This window comes from Nocardia sp. NPDC004260 (assembly GCF_053603155.1).
Map to the genome: position 1 here is coordinate 90,798 of NZ_JBSGEZ010000007.1, position 19,609 is coordinate 110,406.

Sequence of the window (19,609 nt, forward strand, 5' to 3'; positions counted from 1 at the left end):
TCAGCGCGGCTCGGCAACCACCGCGTTGGCCGGACGGGCCTTCGACCCGAGGAACACGGCGAACAGCGCGGGCCTGCGCCGCTGTAATTCCAGCCGTCCGCCGTCCGCTTCGACCAGCGCCCGCGCGAGCGCCAGCCCGACACCGGTGGAACCGCCCGCGGAGAAACCGCGGTCGAAGATGTGCGGCGCCAGCTCGTCGCGCACTCCGTGGCCCTCGTCGGCCACCTCGACGCACACCAGCGGCTCGCGATCGGCTCCCGGCCGCACCGAGCGCACCGACACCGTGCAGGTCCCGCCGCCGTGCATGAGCGCGTTGTCCACCAGCACCGCCACCGCCTCGCGCAACCGCGAACCCGTGATCGGGGCGCGCAACGACTCGTCGCCGGTGAGCGTCAGCGACCGGCCCGCCTCGGTGAACGGGTGTTTCCATTCGGCTACGACACCGCGCAGTTCGTCCATCACGGGCACCGGATCGCGGTCGGCCGCGTCCTCGTCGCGGGAGGCGCGGACCAGGTCGTCGATCGCGTCGGTGAGCCGGTCGACCTGAGCCATCGCCTCCTCGGCCTCGTGCACCACCTCCGGGTCGGCGTGCGCGGACAACTCGTCCAGGCGCAACCGCACGGCGGTCAGCCTGCTGCGCAGCTGATGCGAGACGTCCGCCACCAGGGCGTGTTCGCGCTGGAGTCGTCCGGCGATCTCCACCGTCGCCGAGTCGAGCACGTCGGAGACGCGATCCAGTTCCGCGATGCCGTGCCTGCGCGGATCGGGCCGGAAATCGCCCATGGCCAGCCGCGCCGCGCGCGCCGCGACGTCCCGCAGCGGGTCGGCCACCCGCCGGGCGGTGACCACCGCGACCGAGACCGCGGCGCCGAGCGAGGCGAGCACCGCCAAGGCGACCACCGCGACCGCCTGGCGCTGCATGGCGTGCATCGGCGCGGAGGGGACCTCGAGGCGCAGCGATGCGGACTTGCCCATCGACAGCGACTCGACCAACGGATCGGCCACCTGGGCCGAACCGACGTCGCGGCGGGCTGCGTTGTCCTGCCGGGACGGGTAGACGATCGTGAGCTTGCCGTTCTCGGGCACCAGTGGCGCCACCGACCGGATGTCCAGTTCGCCGGGCACCGCGCCGTCGCGTTCCTGCGCGATGATCTCCGCGGCGATCCGGTCCAGCCGGTTCTGCAGGTCGTTGCGCGTGATGTCCTCCACCCACAACCACGCCGTGTAGATCAGCGGCACGCCGAGCACCACCGTGGTGAGGGTCAGCACGGTGAGCATGGAACGCAAGATCCGGCGGCGCACGTCAGTCGGTGTTCAGCCGGAATCCGACACCGCGGACGGTGACGATGCGCCGCTCGGCCATGGGGCCCTCGTCCCCGATCTTGCGGCGCAGCCAGGACATGTGCATGTCCAACGTCTTGGAACCGCGCAACTCAGCGTCGCCCCACACCTCGCGCAGGATGGTCTCGCGCGCCACCACCTGACCGGCCCGGTCGATCAGCACCTTGAGCAGCTCGTATTCCTTGTTGGCCAAACCGATTTCGACGCCGTTGACCAGTACGCGCCGGGCGGCCGGCTCCAGTCGGATGCCGCCCACCTCGACCGTGTCGTCGCCGATTCCGCTGCGCCGCAACAGCGCTCGCACCCGGGCGAGCAACTCGGCGAGCCGGAAGGGCTTGCCGACGTAGTCGTCGGCGCCGGCGTCCAGCCCCACCACGAAGTCCACCTCGTCGGTGCGCGCGGTGAGCATCAGCACGGCCAGATCCGCGCCGCGGGCGCGCACCTGACGGCAGACCTCCAGCCCGTCCATGCCGGGTAGGCCGAGATCGAGAATGAGCAGGTCGTGCCCGCCTTCCAGAGCCCGCTGCAGCACGGCGGGGCCGAAACTCTCGACAGTCACCGAGTAGCCCTCGCGGCCGAGCGCGCGCGACAACGGAGCCGCGATGGCATCGTCGTCCTCGGCCAGCAGTACAGCGGTCATACGCCCAGGTTACGGGCTCACCGGTAGCTGCGGCGGTCGTCCCAGCGCTCGTCGCGCCCGTCCCGATGGCGCTCGACCTCGAACACCTGGTGGTACAGCAGCGAATGCACCTGCTGGACCGCGGGGATGTCGTCGTATTCCAGCGGCTCCGAGGAGGACGACTCGATGATCAACGTCCCGGTGCCGAGCAACCGATCGAAAAGCCCGTGCCGGAACTGCACGCTGGAGATCCGGCTCATCGGGATGTCGATACCGCTGTGGGTGATGACGCCCTGGCGCACCAGCACCCGCCGGTCGGTGACGATGAAATGCGTCGACTTCCAGCTGATAACCGGTACGGCGCAACGCCATAGCAGAATCGCCACATACACCACGAGCACCGTGATGAGCAGCGCCGAGGCGGTGGTGCCCGTGGCCTTCTGCGAAATGAGTCCCCCTGTGAAACCCGCGAGAGCGGTGGCGACGATCAACGTCACGATCGGCCAGAAGAGCATCTTCCAATGCGGGTGGCGATGCAGCAGCAACCGTTCGTCGGGCGCCAGCACATCCTCGGGATAACCCATGTCAGGAACACTACCGCGTCAAGATGCCCGAACGGCTGACACCGCAGCGCGTCATGCTGCACAATCGGCACCCTGCGTGTGACTATTCCGCGCAGTGGCTCTCTGTATCGCGCAACGCCCGGCTCACCATCATCGCCGATTCCGACCCGTGGAGGAACGCGTGACCAAAGACCTGACCCCGCTGCAGATCCTGGCCGAACTCGAACCCGTCGCCGAAGAGAACGTGAATCGGCACCTGTCCATGGCGAAAGACTGGAACCCGCACGATTACGTGCCGTGGAGCCAGGGCCGCAACTTCGCCGCCCTGGGCGGCGTGGATTGGCAACCGGAGCAATCGCACCTCAGTGAGGTCGCCCGGGTCGCGATGATCACCAACCTGCTCACCGAGGACAACCTGCCCTCCTACCACCGGGAGATCGCGCAGAACTTCTCCGAGGACGGACCGTGGGGCACCTGGGTCGACCGCTGGACCGCCGAGGAGAACCGCCACGGCATCGCCATGCGGGACTACCTGGTCGTCACCCGCGCCGTCGATCCGGTCGCCTTGGAGGAGGCCCGGATGATCCACATGAGCAACGGGGTCAGATCGCCGGACGGGTGGGGCGGGTTCCTGACGAGCGTCGCCTACGTCACCTTCCAGGAACTGGCCACCCGTGTGTCGCATCGCAATACCGGCAAGGCATGCAACGACGCCGTCGCCGATCGCCTGCTCCAGCGCATCGCCGCCGACGAGAACCTGCACATGATCTTCTATCGCTCCCTGTGCGGCGCGGCGCTGGACCTGGTGCCCGACCAGGCGCTGCCCGCGATCACCAGGGTCATCACGAACTTCCTGATGCCAGGCGCCGGGATGCCCAATTTCCGCCGCTACGGCGTGCTGATGGCCAAGCACGGCATCTACGACCTGCGCCAGCACCTGGAAGAGGTCGTCGAGCCGGTGCTCAAACAGTGGAACGTCTTCGACCGCTCGGACTTCGGGCCGCGCGGCGAGCAGGCGCGCGACGAACTGGGCACGTTCGTGGACCAGCTGGGCAAGGACGTGATCAAGTTCGAGGAGCAGCGCGATCGCGCACTCGCCCGGGACGCCGCGCGGGGCGTCGCCCAGCACGTCTGAGGCCGCCGGGAGAGGCTTCAGTACTGGGCGCGCAGATGCGTCACGTCGCCCGCGGATACCGCCTCGCCACCGATGAGCAGGCGGCCGTAGTCGTCGACGCCCTCGGCGATGCCGGTGAGCTGTCGGCCGCCGGGTAGTTCGGCGCGGACCTCCGTGCCGATGGTGGCGCACCGCTCGCGGTAGGCGGCGGCCAGTTCGTCGGTCGCCCAATCCGCGTCGCGCCACGCGGTGAAGCGACGGGCGAACTCGGTCAGCAGCGACCGCACGAGCACCGTGCGGTCGGTCTGCCGCGCACCCGCGATGGTCAGCGACGTGGCGTGCGGCACCGGCAGTTCCTCTTCGGTCAGGCTCACGTTGAGCCCGAGCCCGACCACGACGGCGGGCGCGCCGCCCGCGCTCGGCGCGACCTCGGCGAGGATGCCCGCGACCTTGCGGCCGTCGATCAGCACGTCGTTGGGCCACTTGAGCTCCGCGGCGACGCCCGCCGTGGTCCGCAGCGCGTCGACCACGGCGACGCCGGTGAGCAGCGCCAGCCAGGCGAGCGAGGCGGGGCCGATCCCGGGCAGACGCACCAGCACCGACATCGCCAGTTGCGCTCGGGGCGGGCTGACCCAGGTCCTCGCGTGCCTGCCACGCCCCTGCACTTGGGTTTCCGCCAGCAGAACGACGTGGTCGGCGTCCGGATCGGCCGCCCGCGCGATCAGATCCGCGTTCGTGGACCCGGTCGACTCGACCACGTCGATCCGCGAGAAGAACGACAGTTCCGGCGAGTCGACGGCACTGCGCCGCAACTGCTCTGCATCCAACGGTGGCCTCTGCACACCGGCAGGCTACTCGCCGCGCGGGCGCTATCCGGCCAGGTCGTACCCGGAGACGAGCGGGTCGCGTGCTGCCATGCCCGCGCGGTCGTTCTCCGGCTCGCCCTCGGCGGTCTCGGTCCAGCACTCGGGCTCGCCGTACTTCGGAGCCGTCTCCGTGGTCGGTGTCCACGCCGCGGCGGCAGCGTATTCGGCGAAAGTCCTACCCCATTCCCACATGACGCGCTCCTCCCCTGAGCCGGAAATCTTTCGCCCTCAGGCTATCCGGACCCGACCGGTGGGCGATACTCATTTTCCGCCTCCCCAACGTCGCTACCGACCAGGAAGTTTGCCCCCGAAAATTGATCTAGCTGCGGTTTTCTACTCGCCGGTAGCCCCCGTCTGGGTTAGAGAGACGCACTGGTACTGGTTACACTGCGATGCCATGACGAGTGTCCAGCAGCAGCCCGCATCAGGTTCCGCGGGTTCCCCCGATATCCACACCACCGCCGGGAAGCTGGCTGACCTGCGGAATCGGCTGGAAGAGGCGAAGCACCCGATGGGTGAGGCCGCAGTCGACAAGGTGCACGCGAAGGGCAAGATGACCGCCCGCGAGCGCATCCTGGCCCTGCTGGACGAAGGCTCGTTCGTCGAACTCGACGCCCTGGCCCGTCACCGCAGTGTGAACTTCGGCCTGGAGCACAACCGCCCGCTCGGCGACGGCGTGGTGACCGGTTACGGCACCATCGACGGCCGCGATGTCTGCATCTTCAGCCAGGACGTCACGGTGTTCGGCGGCAGCCTCGGCGAGGTCTACGGCGAGAAGATCGTCAAGGTGATGGACCTGGCCCTGAAGACCGGCCGCCCCCTGATCGGCATCAACGAGGGCGCGGGCGCGCGCATCCAGGAGGGCGTGGTCTCGCTCGGTCTCTACGGCGAGATCTTCCACCGCAACATCCAGGCCTCCGGCGTGATCCCGCAGATCTCGCTGATCATGGGCCCGGCCGCGGGTGGCCACGTGTACTCCCCCGCGCTGACCGACTTCGTCGTGATGGTCGACGGCACCAGCCAGATGTTCGTCACCGGCCCCGACGTCATCAAGACCGTCACCGGCGAAGACGTCACCATGGAGGACCTGGGCGGCGCGCACACGCACATGACCAAGTCCGGTGTGGCGCACTACGTCGCCTCCGGCGAGCAGGACGCCCTGGACTACGTCAAGGACCTGCTGTCCTACCTGCCGAGCAACAACCGGGCCGAGGCGCCGCGCTTCCCGGCCACCGACCCGATCGACGGCGCGATCGAGGACTCGCTCACCGACGAGGACCTCGAGCTGGACACGATCATCCCGGACTCGCCGAACCAGCCCTACGACATGCACGACGTGATCCGTCGCCTGCTCGATGACGACGAGTTCCTGGAGGTGCAGGCCGAGCGCGCGATGAACATCATCGTCGGCTTCGGCCGGATCGACGGCCGCAGCGTCGGCATCGTGTCCAACCAGCCCACCCAGTTCGCGGGCTGCCTGGACATCGACGCCTCGGAGAAGGCCGCGCGCTTCGTGCGCACCTGCGACGCGTTCAACATCCCGATCATCACCCTGGTCGACGTGCCCGGCTTCCTGCCCGGCACCGGGCAGGAGTACAACGGCATCATCCGGCGCGGCGCGAAGCTGCTCTACGCCTACGGTGAGGCCACTGTGGGCAAAATCACGATCATCACGCGCAAGGCCTACGGCGGCGCCTACGACGTCATGGGTTCCAAGCACATGGGCGCCGATGTGAACCTCGCCTGGCCGACCGCCCAGATCGCCGTCATGGGCGCTTCGGGCGCCGTCGGCTTCGTCTACCGCAAGCAGCTCCAGCAGGCCGCCAAAGACGGCGGCGACGTCGATGCGCTGCGGCTCGAGCTCCAGAACGAGTACGAGGACACGCTCGTGAACCCGTACGTCGCCGCCGAACGAGGCTACGTGGACGCGGTCATCCCGCCGTCGCACACCCGCGGCCAGATCGTCTCCGCGCTGCGACTGCTCGAACGCAAGATGGTGACCCTGCCGCCGAAGAAACACGGCAACATCCCGCTGTGATCGAGCGATACCCTCAATAGGCCACGCACAAAGGGTGGGGCATCGGCCTCGGTAACACTTACGCTGGCGTGTACCGGCTTGTTGCAGAGAAGCAAAGAGTGCGTCCGAGGACGATTGCTTCATCCATAACTTGTCGGAAAACGGGAACAGCCTGATCAGTTCCGCTGATAAGGGCGAAGAGAGGACCTGGCACTGTGACGACCGTGGCAGAAGAAGATGTGTTGAGCGCCGTCGAACTGGATCTCACAGTCGACCCGATCGCCGACGAGGCCGGTGCGTCCACCGGTTCGACCGCGACAGCGCAATCCGCCGAGGCCACCCCGGAGCCGTTCTTCCGTGTCGTGAAGGGCTCGCCGACCGACGAGGAACTCGCCGCGCTGGTGTGCGTCCTGTCCGCCGCCGCGACCGGCGCCGCGTCGGGCGGGCCCGCAGGCCCGCCCGACCTGTGGGGCCACCCGACGCTGATGCATCGCGGCGCTTCCCCGTTCTCCCCGTACTCCTTCCCACAGCTGTCCCACCTGCGCGGGTGACGCGGCTGATCCTGGCCTCCGCGTCCCCGGCCCGCCGGGAGGTGCTCCGCTCGGCGGGCATCGACCCGATCGTCCGGGTCTCCGCCGTGGACGAGGACGCGGTGGCCGCCGCCCTCCCCGAGGGCACCCCGCCGCAGGGTGTCGTGGTGGAGTTGGCGCGCGCCAAAGCGGCGGCCGTCGCCACCGCGGTTCCGGAGTTCGCCGCCGACTGCGTTGTGGTGGCCTGTGATTCCATGCTGCTCGTGGACGGCGAGTTGCAGGGCAAGCCGCACACCCCCGAGGTCGCCCGCGCGCGCTGGGGCGACATGGCCGGACGCAGCGCCGATCTCGTCACCGGGCACTGCGTGTTACGGATGCGGGACGGCGGGATCATCGCCGAAGCGGTCGACTGCAGCAGCACCACCGTGCATTTCGCCAAACCCGAGCCGGACGAGCTGGACGCCTACATCGCGACCGGCGAGCCGCTCCAGGTGGCCGGCGCGTTCACCCTCGACGGGCTCGGCGGCTGGTTCGTCGACCGCATCGATGGCGACCCGTCCAGCGTCATCGGCATCGGGCTACCACTGCTGCGCCGACTGCTTGGCGATGTTGGGATCGGCGTTACGCAACTGTGGGGCCACACGGCCTGACGGCGTGGTGAACGCCTCGGCGTCACCGCCGGGCACCTTCGCGGGCTCCTGGGCCTCGGCGCGCTGCGCGGCGATGAGTTCCAGACGGACCACGCACAGCTCCGGCTCCACGAACGGATGCATCCGCACGTCGATGGTCCCCTGCGCGCCGCCCCGGCGAAGGACGTCTTCGAGCAGCCCAAGGTGCACGCCGCAGACCACTTCGGAATGCGTTCGCGCGAGTTCGCGCAGCGGACACGCCGTCAGCCGGATCAGCACCTTCCCCTCGTTCTCCGGGGAAGAGTCGCGCTCGGGCGCGAAACCCAGTTCCGACATCAACGTCATCGTGAGATCCTTGGCGTCCTCCAGCGACTCGACCCGATGGTCACCGACGTCGAGTCTGCTGCCCCAGGCGCGGCCCGCCGCGTTCGCCGCCTCCGCCCTGCGCCGGGGATCCGGGCCGAGCTGGTCGGCGAGCACCTGGGCGAGATCCTGGTAGCCCACCGATCGCTGCACCGCGCTGTATCCGATGCGCGGTCGCCCGCGGCCACGCGGCGGCTGCTGGAACTGCCGGACGAGGGATTCCCTGGTGAGCACATCCAGATGGAAACGGACCGTGGTGACGTGCTGTCCGGTGATTCTGGCCAGTTCCTGGGCGTCGAGAGGCTCGCTGGCGCCACGTAGGATCGCGAGCAGTCGCCGCCGCGGCCAAGAATCGGACATAGCTCACCCCTCCTCCCGGGAGACTTTATCGGATGTAGGTGCCCTTTATTCGGCCCTCATCCGATTTGTGATCTGAAACGAGAGCCACTGTCGCCTCACACCTACCATCGCTGTGAGGCCTCGAACCGCTGCCACCACCGTCCACCCATGCGTGAAGGACCCAAACACCGTGCCCGTCGCTCCGGACCCTCATCCCTCGCTCGGTTCCTACGCACACCCACACCGACTAGTAACCACGGAGTGGCTGTCGGCAAACATAGGCGCGCGGGGACTCAAGATCATCGAGGCCAACGAGGACACGCTGCTCTACGACATCGGGCACGTTCCGGGCGCCACCAAACTGGATTGGCGAAGCGATCTGAACGATCCGGTCACGCGCGACTATATCGACGGAACGCGATTCACCGAACTGATGCGCGCGAAAGGTATAGATCGTGACGACACGGTTGTGATCTACGGGGATCGCGGGAACACGCAGGCGGCGCACGCGGCATGGGTGTTCACCCTGTTCGGGCACGAGGACGTGCGCCTGCTCGACGGCGGCCGCGCGGCGTGGATCTCCGAAGGACGCGACACGACCTTCGAACCCGACTACGCGGTGCGCAGCGGCTATCCGGCTGTGCGCCGGGACGACAGCACCTTCCGCGCCTTCCGCGAGGACGTGCTCGCCCACCTCGGCAAACCGGCGCTCGACGTGCGCTCGGCCGAGGAGTACTCCGGCGCGGATGTGCTCCAACCGGCCAACCCCGAGGACGCGGCATTGCGCGGCGGCCATATTCCCAGTGCGTCGAACATCCCGTGGTCCGAGGCGCTCACCGCCGATGGGCGTTTCCGCTCCCGCACCGAACTCGACGACGTCTACCGCGCGTTGGCCGGCGCGGACGAGGTGATCGTCTACAGTCGAGTCGGCGCGCGATCCGCTCACAGCTGGTTCGTCCTGACCTACTTGCTCGGGCGCCACGGCGTACGCAACTACGACGGGTCGTGGACCGAGTGGGGCAACTCGGTGCGCATGCCGATCGCCACGGGGGAAGAACCCGGCGAGGTGCCCGCGCGCGGCGGGTCGCGACGCACGCGGAGCAGGTAGGCGGGGCGCGGTCCCAAACACAGGACGCGTACGTTGTGATCCGCGACCTACTGTTCAGTAGGCCTAGCCGAGTTCGGCGACTGTTGGCAGACTGCCTACACTCGCCCGAGACGTAAGTTTGTCGATTATGGGAGCGGAGCCCGCACAGCGACCCCACCCCCGGCGAAGCGACCAGAAGAATGCACACAGGAGGCTCAGTGCCCAGCCATGCCAGCGCGCGGATTACAAAGGTACTCGTAGCTAACCGAGGCGAGATCGCCGTGCGCGTGATCCGGGCGGCCAAGGATGCCGGTATCGGCAGCGTCGCCGTCTACGCCGAGCCGGACGCCGATGCCCCGTTCGTCAAGCTCGCCGACGAGGCGTTCGCCCTGGGCGGGCAGACCTCGGCCGAGTCGTATCTCGTCTTCGACAAGCTCCTCGACGCCGCCGCCAAGTCCGGCGCCGACGCCATCCACCCTGGTTACGGCTTCCTTTCCGAGAACGCCGACTTCGCCCAGGCCGTCATCGACGCCGGGCTGATCTGGATCGGCCCCTCCCCCCAGTCCATCCGCGACCTGGGCGACAAGGTCACCGCGCGGCACATTGCCGAGCGCGCGAAGGCGCCGATGGCCGCGGGCACGAAGGACCCGGTCAAGGACGCGAGCGAGGTCGTCGAATTCGCGAAGAAGTACGGCGTGCCGGTCGCTATCAAGGCGGCGTTCGGCGGCGGTGGCCGCGGCATGAAGGTCGCGCACACCATCGAGGAGATCCCGGAGCTGTACGACTCGGCCGTGCGTGAGGCGACCGCCGCCTTCGGTCGCGGCGAGTGCTTCGTCGAGCAGTACCTGGACAAGGCCCGCCACGTAGAGGCTCAGGTCATCGCCGACAAGCACGGCAACGTCATCGTCGCGGGCACCCGCGACTGCTCGCTGCAGCGGCGCTTCCAGAAGCTCGTCGAGGAGGCCCCCGCGCCGTTCCTGTCCGACGAGGTGCGCGCGAAGATCCACGCCTCGGCCAAGGCCATCTGCAAGGAAGCCGGTTACTACGGCGCGGGCACCGTCGAGTACCTGGTGCAGGGTGAGACGGTCTCCTTCCTCGAGGTGAACACCCGTCTGCAGGTCGAGCACCCGGTCACCGAGGAAACCGCGGGCCTCGATCTGGTGCGCCAGCAGTTCCGCATCGCCAACGGCGAGAAGCTGGAGATCACCGAGGACCCGACGCCGCGCGGCCACTCCTTCGAGTTCCGCATCAACGGCGAGGACGCGGGCCGCAACTTCCTGCCCGCCCCCGGCCCGGTCACCGTGTACAAGGAGCCCACCGGCCCCGGTGTCCGCGTCGACTCCGGCGTGGTGCAGGGCAGCGTGATCGGCGGGCAGTTCGACTCGATGCTGGCCAAGCTGATCGTCACCGGCGAGAACCGTACGCAGGCGCTGGAGCGGGCGCGGCGCGCGCTGGCCGAGTTCGAGGTCGACGGTCTGGCCACGGTCATCCCGTTCCACCGGGCCATCGTCGAGGACCCGGCGTTCATCGGCGACGGTGAGAAGTTCGAGGTCTACACCAAGTGGATCGAAACCGAGTGGGTCAACACCATCGAGCCCTTCACCGGTGCGGGCGCCCCGGCCGACGAGGACGAGGAAGCGCCGCGGCAGAAGGTCGTCGTCGAGGTCGGCGGACGCCGGGTCGAGGTGTCGCTGCCGGGTAACTTCACCGTGGGCGCCGCAGCGGGCGGGGCAGTGGGCAACGGCGCGGGCGTGATCCGCAAGAAGCCCAAGCCGCGCAAGCGTGGCGGCGCGGGCGGCGGCGCGGCCTCCGGTGACGCGGTCACCGCCCCGATGCAGGGCACCGTCGTCAAGGTCGCCGTGGAAGAGGGCCAGTCGGTCGAGGCGGGCGATCTGATCGTGGTGCTCGAGGCCATGAAGATGGAGAACCCGGTCAACGCGCACAAGGCGGGAGTGGTCACCGGCCTGTCCGTCGAGGCGGGCGCGGCCATCACCCAAGGCACCGTTCTGGCGGAGATCAAGTAGTACCCGGCGCAGACCGGGTAACGGGCGGGCGCGGACCTGGAGGTTCGCGCCCGCTCCTTTGTTCACGCGGCGGTCCCTCCGTCGTCACGCCGCTGGACCGATACGCATACCGTGGTGTCGTATCGTGATCCGGTGACCAGCTCGACAAGTCTCTCTCCTGTCGCGGAAGTGATCCGCGCGCGTCGTGCCACGGGCGGCCGTGCCGACGGTCACCGCCTGGCGCTGGTGGTGGAGGGGGGCGGCAGCCGGGGCGTGTACTCCAGCGGCATGGTGTCCGCGCTGGAGGAACTCGGACTCGCCGGGATATTCGATGCCGTGTACGGCACGTCGGCGGGCGCGATCAACGGCGCATGGCTGTTGTGCGGGCGCGCGATCCCCGGCATGCGCTCGTGGACCGATCCTGCCATCATGCGCCGTGCCATCGACCCGGCTCGGCTGCTGCGCGGCCGCCCCGCGTTCGATCTGCGGTATCTCGTGCATCAGGTGTACGACGGCATCGAACCGATGGACTTCGAGGCGATCCTGGCCAACTCCACGACGTTTCACCCGATCGCCACCGATATCCGGACCGGGCAGGCGGTCGACCTGCATCCGCACATCACCGACAAGCGGACGCTCATGCGCGCGCTGCGCGCGTCGGCGGGCCTGCCCCTCCTGGCCGGACCTCCGGTCGTCCTGGGCGGTTCGGCCTTCTTCGACGGAGGTCTTTCCGAGACCGTGCCGATCCGCACCGCGGTCAGAGCGGGCGCCACCCTCGCCCTGGTCCTGCGTACCCGGCGCGTGGACGAACGGCGCCCGCCCGCGTCGCGCCTGCACCAGATCGTCGGCGGCGGTTATATGCGCGCGGTGGCCCCCGGCGCGTACCGTGCCTGGCTCGAACGCCCCCGCCAACAGGAGATCGAGGATCGGGCGCTCGCCGAACTCGGCGACTCGGTACTGCAAATCCACCCGCCCCTCGGCTCTCCCGACATCGACAGCGCCGCTCGCGACACCACGCTACTGGCCGCGGGCCTGCGAATCGGCCGCCAAGCCGTCCTCACCGCGCTGTCCGCCGTCCTCCCAGCCGCCTGACCGGGGCTCGCCGCTTCCCATCCACAGGCGGGCACGCCGAGAGCATCGCGGACCCGCGTACAGGTCGCCGAGATCGACACCGCGCTCGCCGCGCCGTGCAGCGGAGTCACCCCGGTAGCGAGGTGTTCGGGCGGAGAGCATCCGTTTCCGGATCGGCACTGGCATCGCTGCGCGAAGACGTTCAGTCGAGGGCGACTCGGACGCCGTTGGACAGAACGAAGTCGTGCAGTTCCAAATGGTCGGGAGTGACCGTCGGCGGGAGGTCGAAGACGAGTTGAGTGGTGGCGGATTGCCCGGGGCGCAGCTCGAAGGAGTAGCCGAGGCGCTGTTGGGTGTTCTGCCACATGGTGGCGGTGGCGTTGTGGTCGAACGGAGTGTTCTGCGTGTCCAGCAGGCGCTGGCCCAGCGGCAGGAACCACTTCGATTCGTCGGAGATATTGCGGACGGCCAGCGTGACGATCAGGAACGAACCGGCGGCCGTCTGCAATCCGATGCGTGACACGCCCGCGTCGACCTTCGTCACGACGAATTCGAATTTGCCGTCGCGAACGGGAGTGCCGACCGGCGCCACGGCAGCCGGATCGGTCATGGGGTCGTCCCGGGACGGTCCGGGTTGTTCCACCGCCACCGCCGCGGGCGGCAGAGTCGGCGCGGGCGCGCCGGAGTCGCCGGTTCTGGTTCCCGCGGCGATCAACGCGACGCAACCGGCCGCGAACGCGAACGGCGCGAGGAACATCACGATCAGCGCGCCGATCAGCTTCGACAGCAAGCTCCGCCGACGCCGGGGGATCGTGGCGCCCGGCCGCTGGGGAACCGTCCGCCGACCCGGACGCGGGACCACCGGGAAGACCTTGCGCGCCTGCGCGCGGTACGGCGGCGCGATCGGGCCGGGCTTCGGGGACAACACGCGCGCTTGCAGGGCGAGCAATCTGCCCTGCCAACCCGGTTGTCCGCCTCCAACGGCGTACGGCGCGTTTCGATACCCGCCTGCTGAATATGGCTGTCCCGCAGCGGGGTGACCAGGGACGGCCGACGGACCGGCATATCCCCGCACCGGCGGACCCGATTGCGAAACGTCCTTGCCCGGGGCGGGAATCGGCCCAGGGGTGATCGTGGACCAGTCGAGCCTGGTCGCCACGAGCGTCGGCGTCGGGCCTGGCTGGGGCATGACTTTGGTCGGGGTAGGCATGCGCCGTGGCGGTGCACTCGGCGCTTCCGAGAAACGCTCTGCCGCAGCTCCAGCTGACGGACGCGGCGAAACATCTTCTCGCCCAAGGGGACCGCCGTCGCCACCCGCCCCGGGGGCCGACGGCGGCACGGCTCGCGAGTCGGGAACGCCGATCGCCGATCGCGCGGCTGCGGCGAATTCCCCGGCGGTCGCGAATCTTTCGTCCGGCTCCTTGGCCAGACCGCGGGCGATGACGGCATCCAGAGCGGCGGGGACAGCGGCGCACACCGAACCGGCTCGCGGGGGCGTCGCCATCAGATGGGCGTGCATCTGCTGTGCGGGGTCGGTGTCGCCGTAGGGCCGGGAGCCGGTCAGGCACTCGTAGAGCACGCAGGCGAGCGAGTAGACGTCGGCGCGTCCGTCCACCTTCCCGGTGAACCGCTCCGGAGCCATGTACGCCAGGGTGCCGATCGCCATGCCCGTGGTGGTCACGGCGGTCTGGCCGAGCCCGTGCGCGATGCCGAAGTCGATCAAGTAGGTGAAGCCGCTGGGGTGCACGACGATGTTCGACGGTTTGACGTCGCGGTGCACCAGCCCGCGCCGGTGCGCCACATCGAGCGCCGCGGCGACGTGGCCGATGACGCCGACCGCGACGGCCGGTGGCAGCGCTCCCTCGGCCAGCAGTTTGCCCGCCAGATCCGTGCCCTCGACGAACTGCATGTCGATGTAGAGCCGGCCGTCGATCTCGCCGAACCGGTGGATCCGGGGTACGTGCGGATCGCGCAGTTGCGCCACCGCTTCGGCTTCACGCTCGAATCGCTTGCGATATCCCGCGGCGGCGGCGAGTTCGGCAGGCAACAGCTTCAACGCCACCCGCCGCGCGGCCACCGTGTCGTAGGCGAGCCACACTTGCCCCATACCGCCCTTGCCGAGCAGTCGCTCCAGCCGGTAGCCCCCGAATCGCACCTCCCCCATCGCGAACCTCCAGTCACCGTTGACATCTGGCCGATCCGGCCTCCCCGCGGCGCGGAACGAAAATCAGCAGGTCACCGCGCGAATGCCGTAAAAGTGGCCCTCTTCGGAGCGTAACCCCGCCCCGCGTCACACACCACTGTGGGCTCGACGACAGTCCGGCAACGGCCCGCCTACTTGCCCGGTTTGGGCTTGTCCCTGCCATGTCCCTGGTTCGCGTGATCCGGCTTGCCACGGTCATGCTTGTCGCCGGAATCCTGCTGCCCGGACCCGGTCGAGTCGTCGGCGTTCCGCACGGCGACACCGCCGGACGCGGACGACGTGGGAAGCCAGCTCGTGCGGCCCGCCGACGGAGTACAGGTGAGCACCAGGCCGTCCACAACGACGCTGTGCACGTCGACCGCCGGATCGCACGGCTGGCCCGCGCCGGGCAGGACCACGATGGGCGCCGAGATCGGCGCAGGCGCGGCCGGGGCTTGCGTCGGCGGGTTCGACGGTGCCCCGTGGTCCTGGTTCGACGACGGCAGCGGCATTGTCGCCGGTCCCGCGTCGGCCGCGTCCGGCCGTCCCAGCCACAACGACCCGGCGACCGCCGCGGCGAGCGCCCCGAACGACGCCAGCGCCAGGCGTGGTCCGAGGGACGCACGCGCGCCGGACGAGACACCGGTCGTGGGCGAGACACCGGTCGTGGGCGAGACACCGGTCCGGGGCGAGACACCGGCCCGGGGCGAGACACCGGAGGCGGCCACCGCACGGAGCGGCGGCAGCACGACGGTCGGCACCGCGGAGGCGAGCTCGACCGTGTTCGCGTCCCGGCCGGTCAGCGCCACGTGCGCGGCCGAAGCCAGCTCCCCCGCACTGGACCAGCGCTGGTCCGGGTCCTTCGCCATGCCGCGCGCGATCACCGCGTCCAGCGCGGGCGGGAGGGCCGGATTCAGCGCCGATGCCGACGGCGGGGCTTGCATGAGGTGGGCGCGCAACAGGCGTGGCGGCTCGCCGTCGTCGAACGGCCGGTGTCCGGTCAGGCACTCGAACAGCACACAGGCCAGCGAGTACTGATCCGAACGTGGGCCCGCGGCCCGGTCGAACCGCTCCGGCGCCATGTAGGCCAGCGTGCCCACCACGTTGCCGGTGGCGGTGAGCGCGGGCTGGTCGCTGCGGTGCGCGGTGCCGAAGTCGATCAGATAGACCGTGCCGCCGGGCGTCACCATGATGTTCGACGGCTTCACGTCGCGGTGCACCAGGCCGGCACGGTGCGCGATGTCGAGCGCGGCGGCCGTCTGCGCGACGATCTCGATCGCCCGCTCTGGGTCCAGCCGCCCCGAACGCCGCAGCAGCGCGGCCACGTCGCAGCCCTCGATGAACTCCATATCGATGTACAGGCGGCCGTCGAGCTCGCCGAACGAATGGATCGGCACCAGGTGCGGCCCGCGCACCTGGGTGGCCAGCCGAGCCTCCCTGGTGAACCGCTGCCGGAATTTCGGGTCCGCCGCGTACGCGGTGGGCAGCAGCTTCAACGCGACCACACGGTCGGTCGTGGTGTCGTGCGCGAGCCAGACCTCGCCCATGCCGCCGGTGCCCAGCAACCGATCGAGGCGGTAATGGCCGAAGCATAGCTCGCCCATATCGATAGAACCTCCCGCTAGCCTCTTCCTCATGATCGAGCTACCCCAAATTCGGTTCGTTACCGCGAAACGCGCAAAAGCGACGTGGCGGCCATCCGATCATGTCGCAGTGAGGCCGTTCGGCGTCGCGGAATTCGGCGGAGTGCCCGCCGGTGACACGCGCGGCAGAACGGCCGAACGCTGATGGAGCCGATCGAAATCAATGCGGGCGCCTGGTATCTGCGCGCCCTTCGCGCCGACGACCGCATCGACGACCGCCCCGCGCTGGCCGCGGGCGGCATCACCGAACCGGACTACGTGGCCCGGCGCGGTGCGGGCTGGGCGGAGGAAACGCACTTCTCCTGGGCGGTCTGCGAACCGACCACAGCCGAGCTGGTCGCCGAAATCGGGGTGACGCCCGAGGCCGACGGCACCGCGAAGGTGAGCGGGTGGGCGCGCCCCGGCTACGAGGCCGCTCTGGACGCCGGGCTGACGTCCGTTCAGCGCTTCGTCGAAGGCGGTCTGGGGTTGCGTCCGGTCAGGTCCTGACCGCTGCGCCGGCCGGGCCGGGTCAGCGCATGACGCCGGTGTGGCCCGTGGAATAGCGGCCCGGCTGCGGCCAGATCGTGAGTCCGTGTGGCCCTTTCCCGACCGGGATGCGAGCCAGCAGATTCCAGTTGACGATGTCGATGGCGTACACCTCGTCGTGGTGCCGGCCGGACGCCCAGAAGACGCGACCGTCCGCGGAGATGTTGCCCATGTCGGGACTGCCGCCGCCGGGCACGAACCATGTGCGCACCAGCCCGCTCGCCGCGAAGTCCCACACCGAGACGCTGCCTTCGTGCCGGTTGGTGATGAGCATCTGCGCGGAATCGCGGGTGATGTAGAGGCCGTGGGCGCCCTTGCCGGTCGGCACGAATCCGGTGTTCTCGAAAGTGTGCGCGTCGAACAGGTAGATGCCGTCGGCGGTCATGTCGGCGACGAAGAAAGTGTGGCCGTCCGGGGACAGCTTCACGTCCTGCGGCATGCCCGAGCGACCGCCGGGCAGATCGACCAGCTTGACGACTTTGCGCTCGGCCACGTCGAAAACCAGCATGCGGCCGTTGAATTCGCACGAGACGAGGGCGAAACGGCCGTCGGCCGTGAAGTCCATGTGGTCGATTCCGGCGCAGTCGGGCACCGCCATGGCGTGCGTCTTCTGCCAGGTTCGCGGATCGTAGAAATCCAGCGACTTGTCCGCCTCCGCGACCACGAGCGCGTACCGGCCGTCCGGCGTGTAGTACATGTTGTAGGGATCGCGCACGGGAAACGGTTCGCCCGGCTTGCCCGTCCTCGGGTCGATCGGCAACAGGCTGCCCGCGCCGATCGGCAGATCGTTGGTGACGTAGAGCGTCTGCAGGTCGTACGACGGCACGACGTGTTGTGGTTCCGAGCCGCCCGCCGCATAGGTGTCGATCACTCGAAAGGTCTCGGGATCGATCACCGAGACCGTGTTCGATTTGCTGTTGGGCACGTAGACGAGCGGGCGGTGGCCGGCCACGGTGGGGCTGAGCTCTCGGTTGGCCACGTACACGTCGGTCGCTGAGAGCGGCGGCGGCATGCCGGGCAGCGGATCGGTCATGTGCGGTGGGAGCGCGCCTGTAGTGGGGGCCGCCGCGGCGGCCGCGGCGGCCGGGGTCGCCACGGTGGTCTGGGCGGTCCGGCTCTGCTCGGCGCCCACCGTGCCCGCGTCACCGGCCGCGCAGCCGGCCGGCGCCGGCAGCAGCAGCATGGAGACGACGAGGTGGGGCGCGCAACGCCGGAACATCCGCTGTCGGTTCACCTGCTGCACCTTGTCGGAGCGTGGTGAAGACGAGATGACATGGGTGCGAAGCCTAGGAGCCGAAGCCGGAATTCCGGCGCACCCGCGCCGGGGTGCACCGGAATGTCCGGATCGAACCTCCGTGCGTTATTCGAGGCTGGTCAGCACGCGATCCAATGCGTCGACGGCCTCGTCCAGTTCGGGGCCGGTGACCGTCAGCGGAGGACGGAAACGGATGCCCCGCTCGCCGGTGCCGAGGATCAGCACGTGCTCGCGCTCACGCAGCGCGGTGAGCACCTCGTCGCGCAGCCGGGAGGACGACAGGGTGATCGCGCACATAAGGCCGCGCCCGCGCGGTTCGCTGACATCGGCGTGCCGGGCGGCGAGCGCGCCCAGCCGTTCGAGCAGGTGCGCCCCCAACGGCCGGGAGCGTTCGATCAGCGCGTCCTGCTCCAGCACCTCCAGGGTGCGTCTGCTGCGCACCATGTCGGCCAGGTTGCCGCCCCAGGTCGAGTTGAGCCGGGAGCTGACCGCGAAGACGTTGTCGGGCACCTCGTCCACCCGCCCACCCGCCATGACTCCGCACACTTGGGTCCGCTTACCGAACGCGACGACGTCCGGCGCCAAGCCGAGTTGCTGATAGGCCCAGGGCGTTCCGGTCATACCTACGCCGGTCTGCACCTCGTCCAGCACGAACAGCGCGTCGTTCTCGTGACACAACCGTTGCACGGCCTGCAGGAACTGTGGACGCAGATGCCGGTCGCCGCCCTCGCCCTGGATCGGCTCGGCGATGAAACACGCGATGTCGTGCGGGCTTTCCTCGAATGCCCGCCGCACCTGGGCCAGCGCGCAGGCCTCCGCCTCCTCGACGTCGAACGCGTCGGTGAGATAAGGCGACTTGACGCGCGGCCAGTCGAATTTCGGGAAACGCGCGGTCTTCACCGGATCGGTATTGGTGAGCGACATGGTGTAACCGGTACGGCCGTGGAACGCGCCGGTCAGGTGCAGCACTTTGGCGCCGAGTTCCGCTGCGCGGCCGTGTGCTTCGTTGTGCCTGCTCTTCCAGTCGAACGCGATCTTGAGGGCATTCTCCACCGCGAGTCCGCCGCCATCGATGAAGAACAGATGCGGTAGCCGCGGATCGCCGAGCACCCGTACGAACGTCTCGACGAAGCGGGCCATCTCGACGGTGTACACATCGGAGTTGCTCGGCTTGTTCACCGCCGCGGTGAGCAGCTCGGCCCGGAACTGGGCGTCCTCGGCCAGAGCGGGGTGATTCATGCCCAGCGCGTTGGACGCGAAGAAGCCGAACATGTCCAGGTAGGGGCTGCCGTCGCGTTCGTCGACGAGGCGGCAGCCACGGGAACGGGTGAGGTCGAGGACGAAGTCGAAGCCGTCGGCCAGGATGCTCGCCGACAAGATCTCGTGCACCCGGGCGGCGGGGGTGACCGCCGGGCGGGTGCGTTCCAGTTCGATGGTCACGCCCTGAGGGTACGTAAGA

The 19,609-nt window shown here is 69.1% G+C and carries 18 protein-coding genes; 8 read left to right on the forward strand and 10 right to left on the reverse strand.

Annotation, left to right across the window (positions count from 1 at the left end):
• The 3 genes from ACWEO7_RS06745 to ACWEO7_RS06755 are packed head-to-tail and all read right to left on the reverse strand — an operon-like array spanning position 1 to position 2,544.
• Positions 1 to 1,302 (reverse strand): sensor histidine kinase, encoded by a 1,302-nt coding sequence (locus ACWEO7_RS06745; protein ID WP_450016441.1) that lies wholly within the window; start codon positions 1,300 to 1,302, stop codon positions 1 to 3.
• A 1-nt stretch (position 1,303) separates the two neighbouring features.
• Entirely contained in the window at positions 1,304 to 1,981 is a 678-nt protein-coding gene (locus ACWEO7_RS06750) for a response regulator transcription factor (RefSeq protein WP_040865082.1), read from the reverse strand.
• A gap of 17 nt (positions 1,982 to 1,998) precedes the next feature.
• A complete protein-coding gene (locus ACWEO7_RS06755) occupies positions 1,999 to 2,544 on the reverse strand; it encodes a PH domain-containing protein (protein WP_355073554.1) in 546 nt (181 codons plus the stop codon).
• Between the two features lie 160 nt (positions 2,545 to 2,704).
• On the opposite strand from ACWEO7_RS06755, the gene ACWEO7_RS06760 reads away from it, so the two are divergent.
• Positions 2,705 to 3,658: an acyl-ACP desaturase gene (locus ACWEO7_RS06760; RefSeq protein WP_452421367.1), complete on the forward strand. Its 954-nt coding sequence runs from the start codon at positions 2,705 to 2,707 to the stop codon at positions 3,656 to 3,658.
• 17 nt (positions 3,659 to 3,675) lie between these two features.
• Here ACWEO7_RS06760 and ACWEO7_RS06765 read toward each other — a convergent pair whose 3' ends face one another.
• Positions 3,676 to 4,479: a biotin--[acetyl-CoA-carboxylase] ligase gene (locus tag ACWEO7_RS06765; RefSeq protein ID WP_452421369.1), complete on the reverse strand. Its 804-nt coding sequence runs from the start codon at positions 4,477 to 4,479 to the stop codon at positions 3,676 to 3,678.
• Between the two features lie 27 nt (positions 4,480 to 4,506).
• A complete protein-coding gene (locus tag ACWEO7_RS06770) occupies positions 4,507 to 4,695 on the reverse strand; it encodes a hypothetical protein (protein ID WP_452421371.1) in 189 nt (62 codons plus the stop codon).
• A gap of 205 nt (positions 4,696 to 4,900) precedes the next feature.
• Here ACWEO7_RS06770 and ACWEO7_RS06775 point away from each other — a divergent pair, with 205 nt between their 5' ends.
• From ACWEO7_RS06775 to ACWEO7_RS06785, 3 genes are all read left to right on the forward strand, one after another.
• Positions 4,901 to 6,541, forward strand: coding sequence for an acyl-CoA carboxylase subunit beta (locus ACWEO7_RS06775; protein ID WP_452421373.1), 1,641 nt, complete (start codon positions 4,901 to 4,903; stop codon positions 6,539 to 6,541).
• A 203-nt stretch (positions 6,542 to 6,744) separates the two neighbouring features.
• On the forward strand, positions 6,745 to 7,071 hold the full coding sequence (locus ACWEO7_RS06780; RefSeq protein ID WP_452421374.1) for an acyl-CoA carboxylase subunit epsilon: 327 nt from the start codon (positions 6,745 to 6,747) through the stop codon (positions 7,069 to 7,071).
• On the forward strand, positions 7,068 to 7,700 hold the full coding sequence (locus ACWEO7_RS06785) for a nucleoside triphosphate pyrophosphatase (RefSeq protein ID WP_355073542.1): 633 nt from the start codon (positions 7,068 to 7,070) through the stop codon (positions 7,698 to 7,700). The genes ACWEO7_RS06780 and ACWEO7_RS06785 overlap by 4 nt, the downstream gene beginning before the upstream one ends.
• Here ACWEO7_RS06785 and ACWEO7_RS06790 read toward each other — a convergent pair.
• Positions 7,629 to 8,402 (reverse strand): helix-turn-helix transcriptional regulator, encoded by a 774-nt coding sequence (locus ACWEO7_RS06790; protein ID WP_452421376.1) that lies wholly within the window; start codon positions 8,400 to 8,402, stop codon positions 7,629 to 7,631. The two genes, ACWEO7_RS06785 and ACWEO7_RS06790, sit on opposite strands and share 72 nt — an antisense overlap.
• Before the next feature lie 169 nt (positions 8,403 to 8,571).
• Between ACWEO7_RS06790 and ACWEO7_RS06795 the strand changes: the two genes are divergently transcribed.
• The 3 genes from ACWEO7_RS06795 (at position 8,572) to ACWEO7_RS06805 (ending at position 12,563) form a co-directional block, all read left to right on the forward strand.
• Positions 8,572 to 9,489, forward strand: a complete 918-nt coding sequence (locus ACWEO7_RS06795; RefSeq protein ID WP_452421378.1) for a sulfurtransferase — start codon at positions 8,572 to 8,574, stop codon at positions 9,487 to 9,489.
• Positions 9,490 to 9,686: 197 nt separating this feature from the next.
• A complete protein-coding gene (locus tag ACWEO7_RS06800; RefSeq protein WP_452421380.1) occupies positions 9,687 to 11,492 on the forward strand; it encodes an acetyl/propionyl/methylcrotonyl-CoA carboxylase subunit alpha in 1,806 nt (601 codons plus the stop codon).
• Between the two features lie 132 nt (positions 11,493 to 11,624).
• A complete protein-coding gene (locus ACWEO7_RS06805) occupies positions 11,625 to 12,563 on the forward strand; it encodes a patatin-like phospholipase family protein (RefSeq protein ID WP_452421382.1) in 939 nt (312 codons plus the stop codon).
• 181 nt (positions 12,564 to 12,744) lie between these two features.
• On the opposite strand, the gene ACWEO7_RS06810 is transcribed toward ACWEO7_RS06805, so the two are convergent.
• The gene (locus ACWEO7_RS06810; RefSeq protein WP_452421384.1) at positions 12,745 to 14,706 is read right to left on the reverse strand and encodes a protein kinase domain-containing protein; all 1,962 of its coding nucleotides are present in this window, start codon (positions 14,704 to 14,706) and stop codon (positions 12,745 to 12,747) included.
• A 170-nt stretch (positions 14,707 to 14,876) separates the two neighbouring features.
• Positions 14,877 to 16,328, reverse strand: a complete 1,452-nt coding sequence (locus tag ACWEO7_RS06815; RefSeq protein ID WP_452421386.1) for a serine/threonine-protein kinase — start codon at positions 16,326 to 16,328, stop codon at positions 14,877 to 14,879.
• A gap of 183 nt (positions 16,329 to 16,511) precedes the next feature.
• On the opposite strand from ACWEO7_RS06815, the gene ACWEO7_RS06820 reads away from it, so the two are divergent.
• Positions 16,512 to 16,856, forward strand: coding sequence for a hypothetical protein (locus ACWEO7_RS06820; protein ID WP_355073528.1), 345 nt, complete (start codon positions 16,512 to 16,514; stop codon positions 16,854 to 16,856).
• 22 nt (positions 16,857 to 16,878) lie between these two features.
• Here the strand turns inward: ACWEO7_RS06820 and ACWEO7_RS06825 are convergent, their stop codons facing one another.
• Both ACWEO7_RS06825 and lat read right to left on the reverse strand, forming a co-directional pair.
• On the reverse strand, positions 16,879 to 18,129 hold the full coding sequence (locus ACWEO7_RS06825) for a YVTN family beta-propeller repeat protein (protein WP_452421388.1): 1,251 nt from the start codon (positions 18,127 to 18,129) through the stop codon (positions 16,879 to 16,881).
• Positions 18,130 to 18,255: 126 nt separating this feature from the next.
• Positions 18,256 to 19,590, reverse strand: coding sequence for an L-lysine 6-transaminase (gene lat, locus ACWEO7_RS06830; RefSeq protein ID WP_452421390.1), 1,335 nt, complete (start codon positions 19,588 to 19,590; stop codon positions 18,256 to 18,258).
• Positions 19,591 to 19,609: the final 19 nt, after the last annotated feature.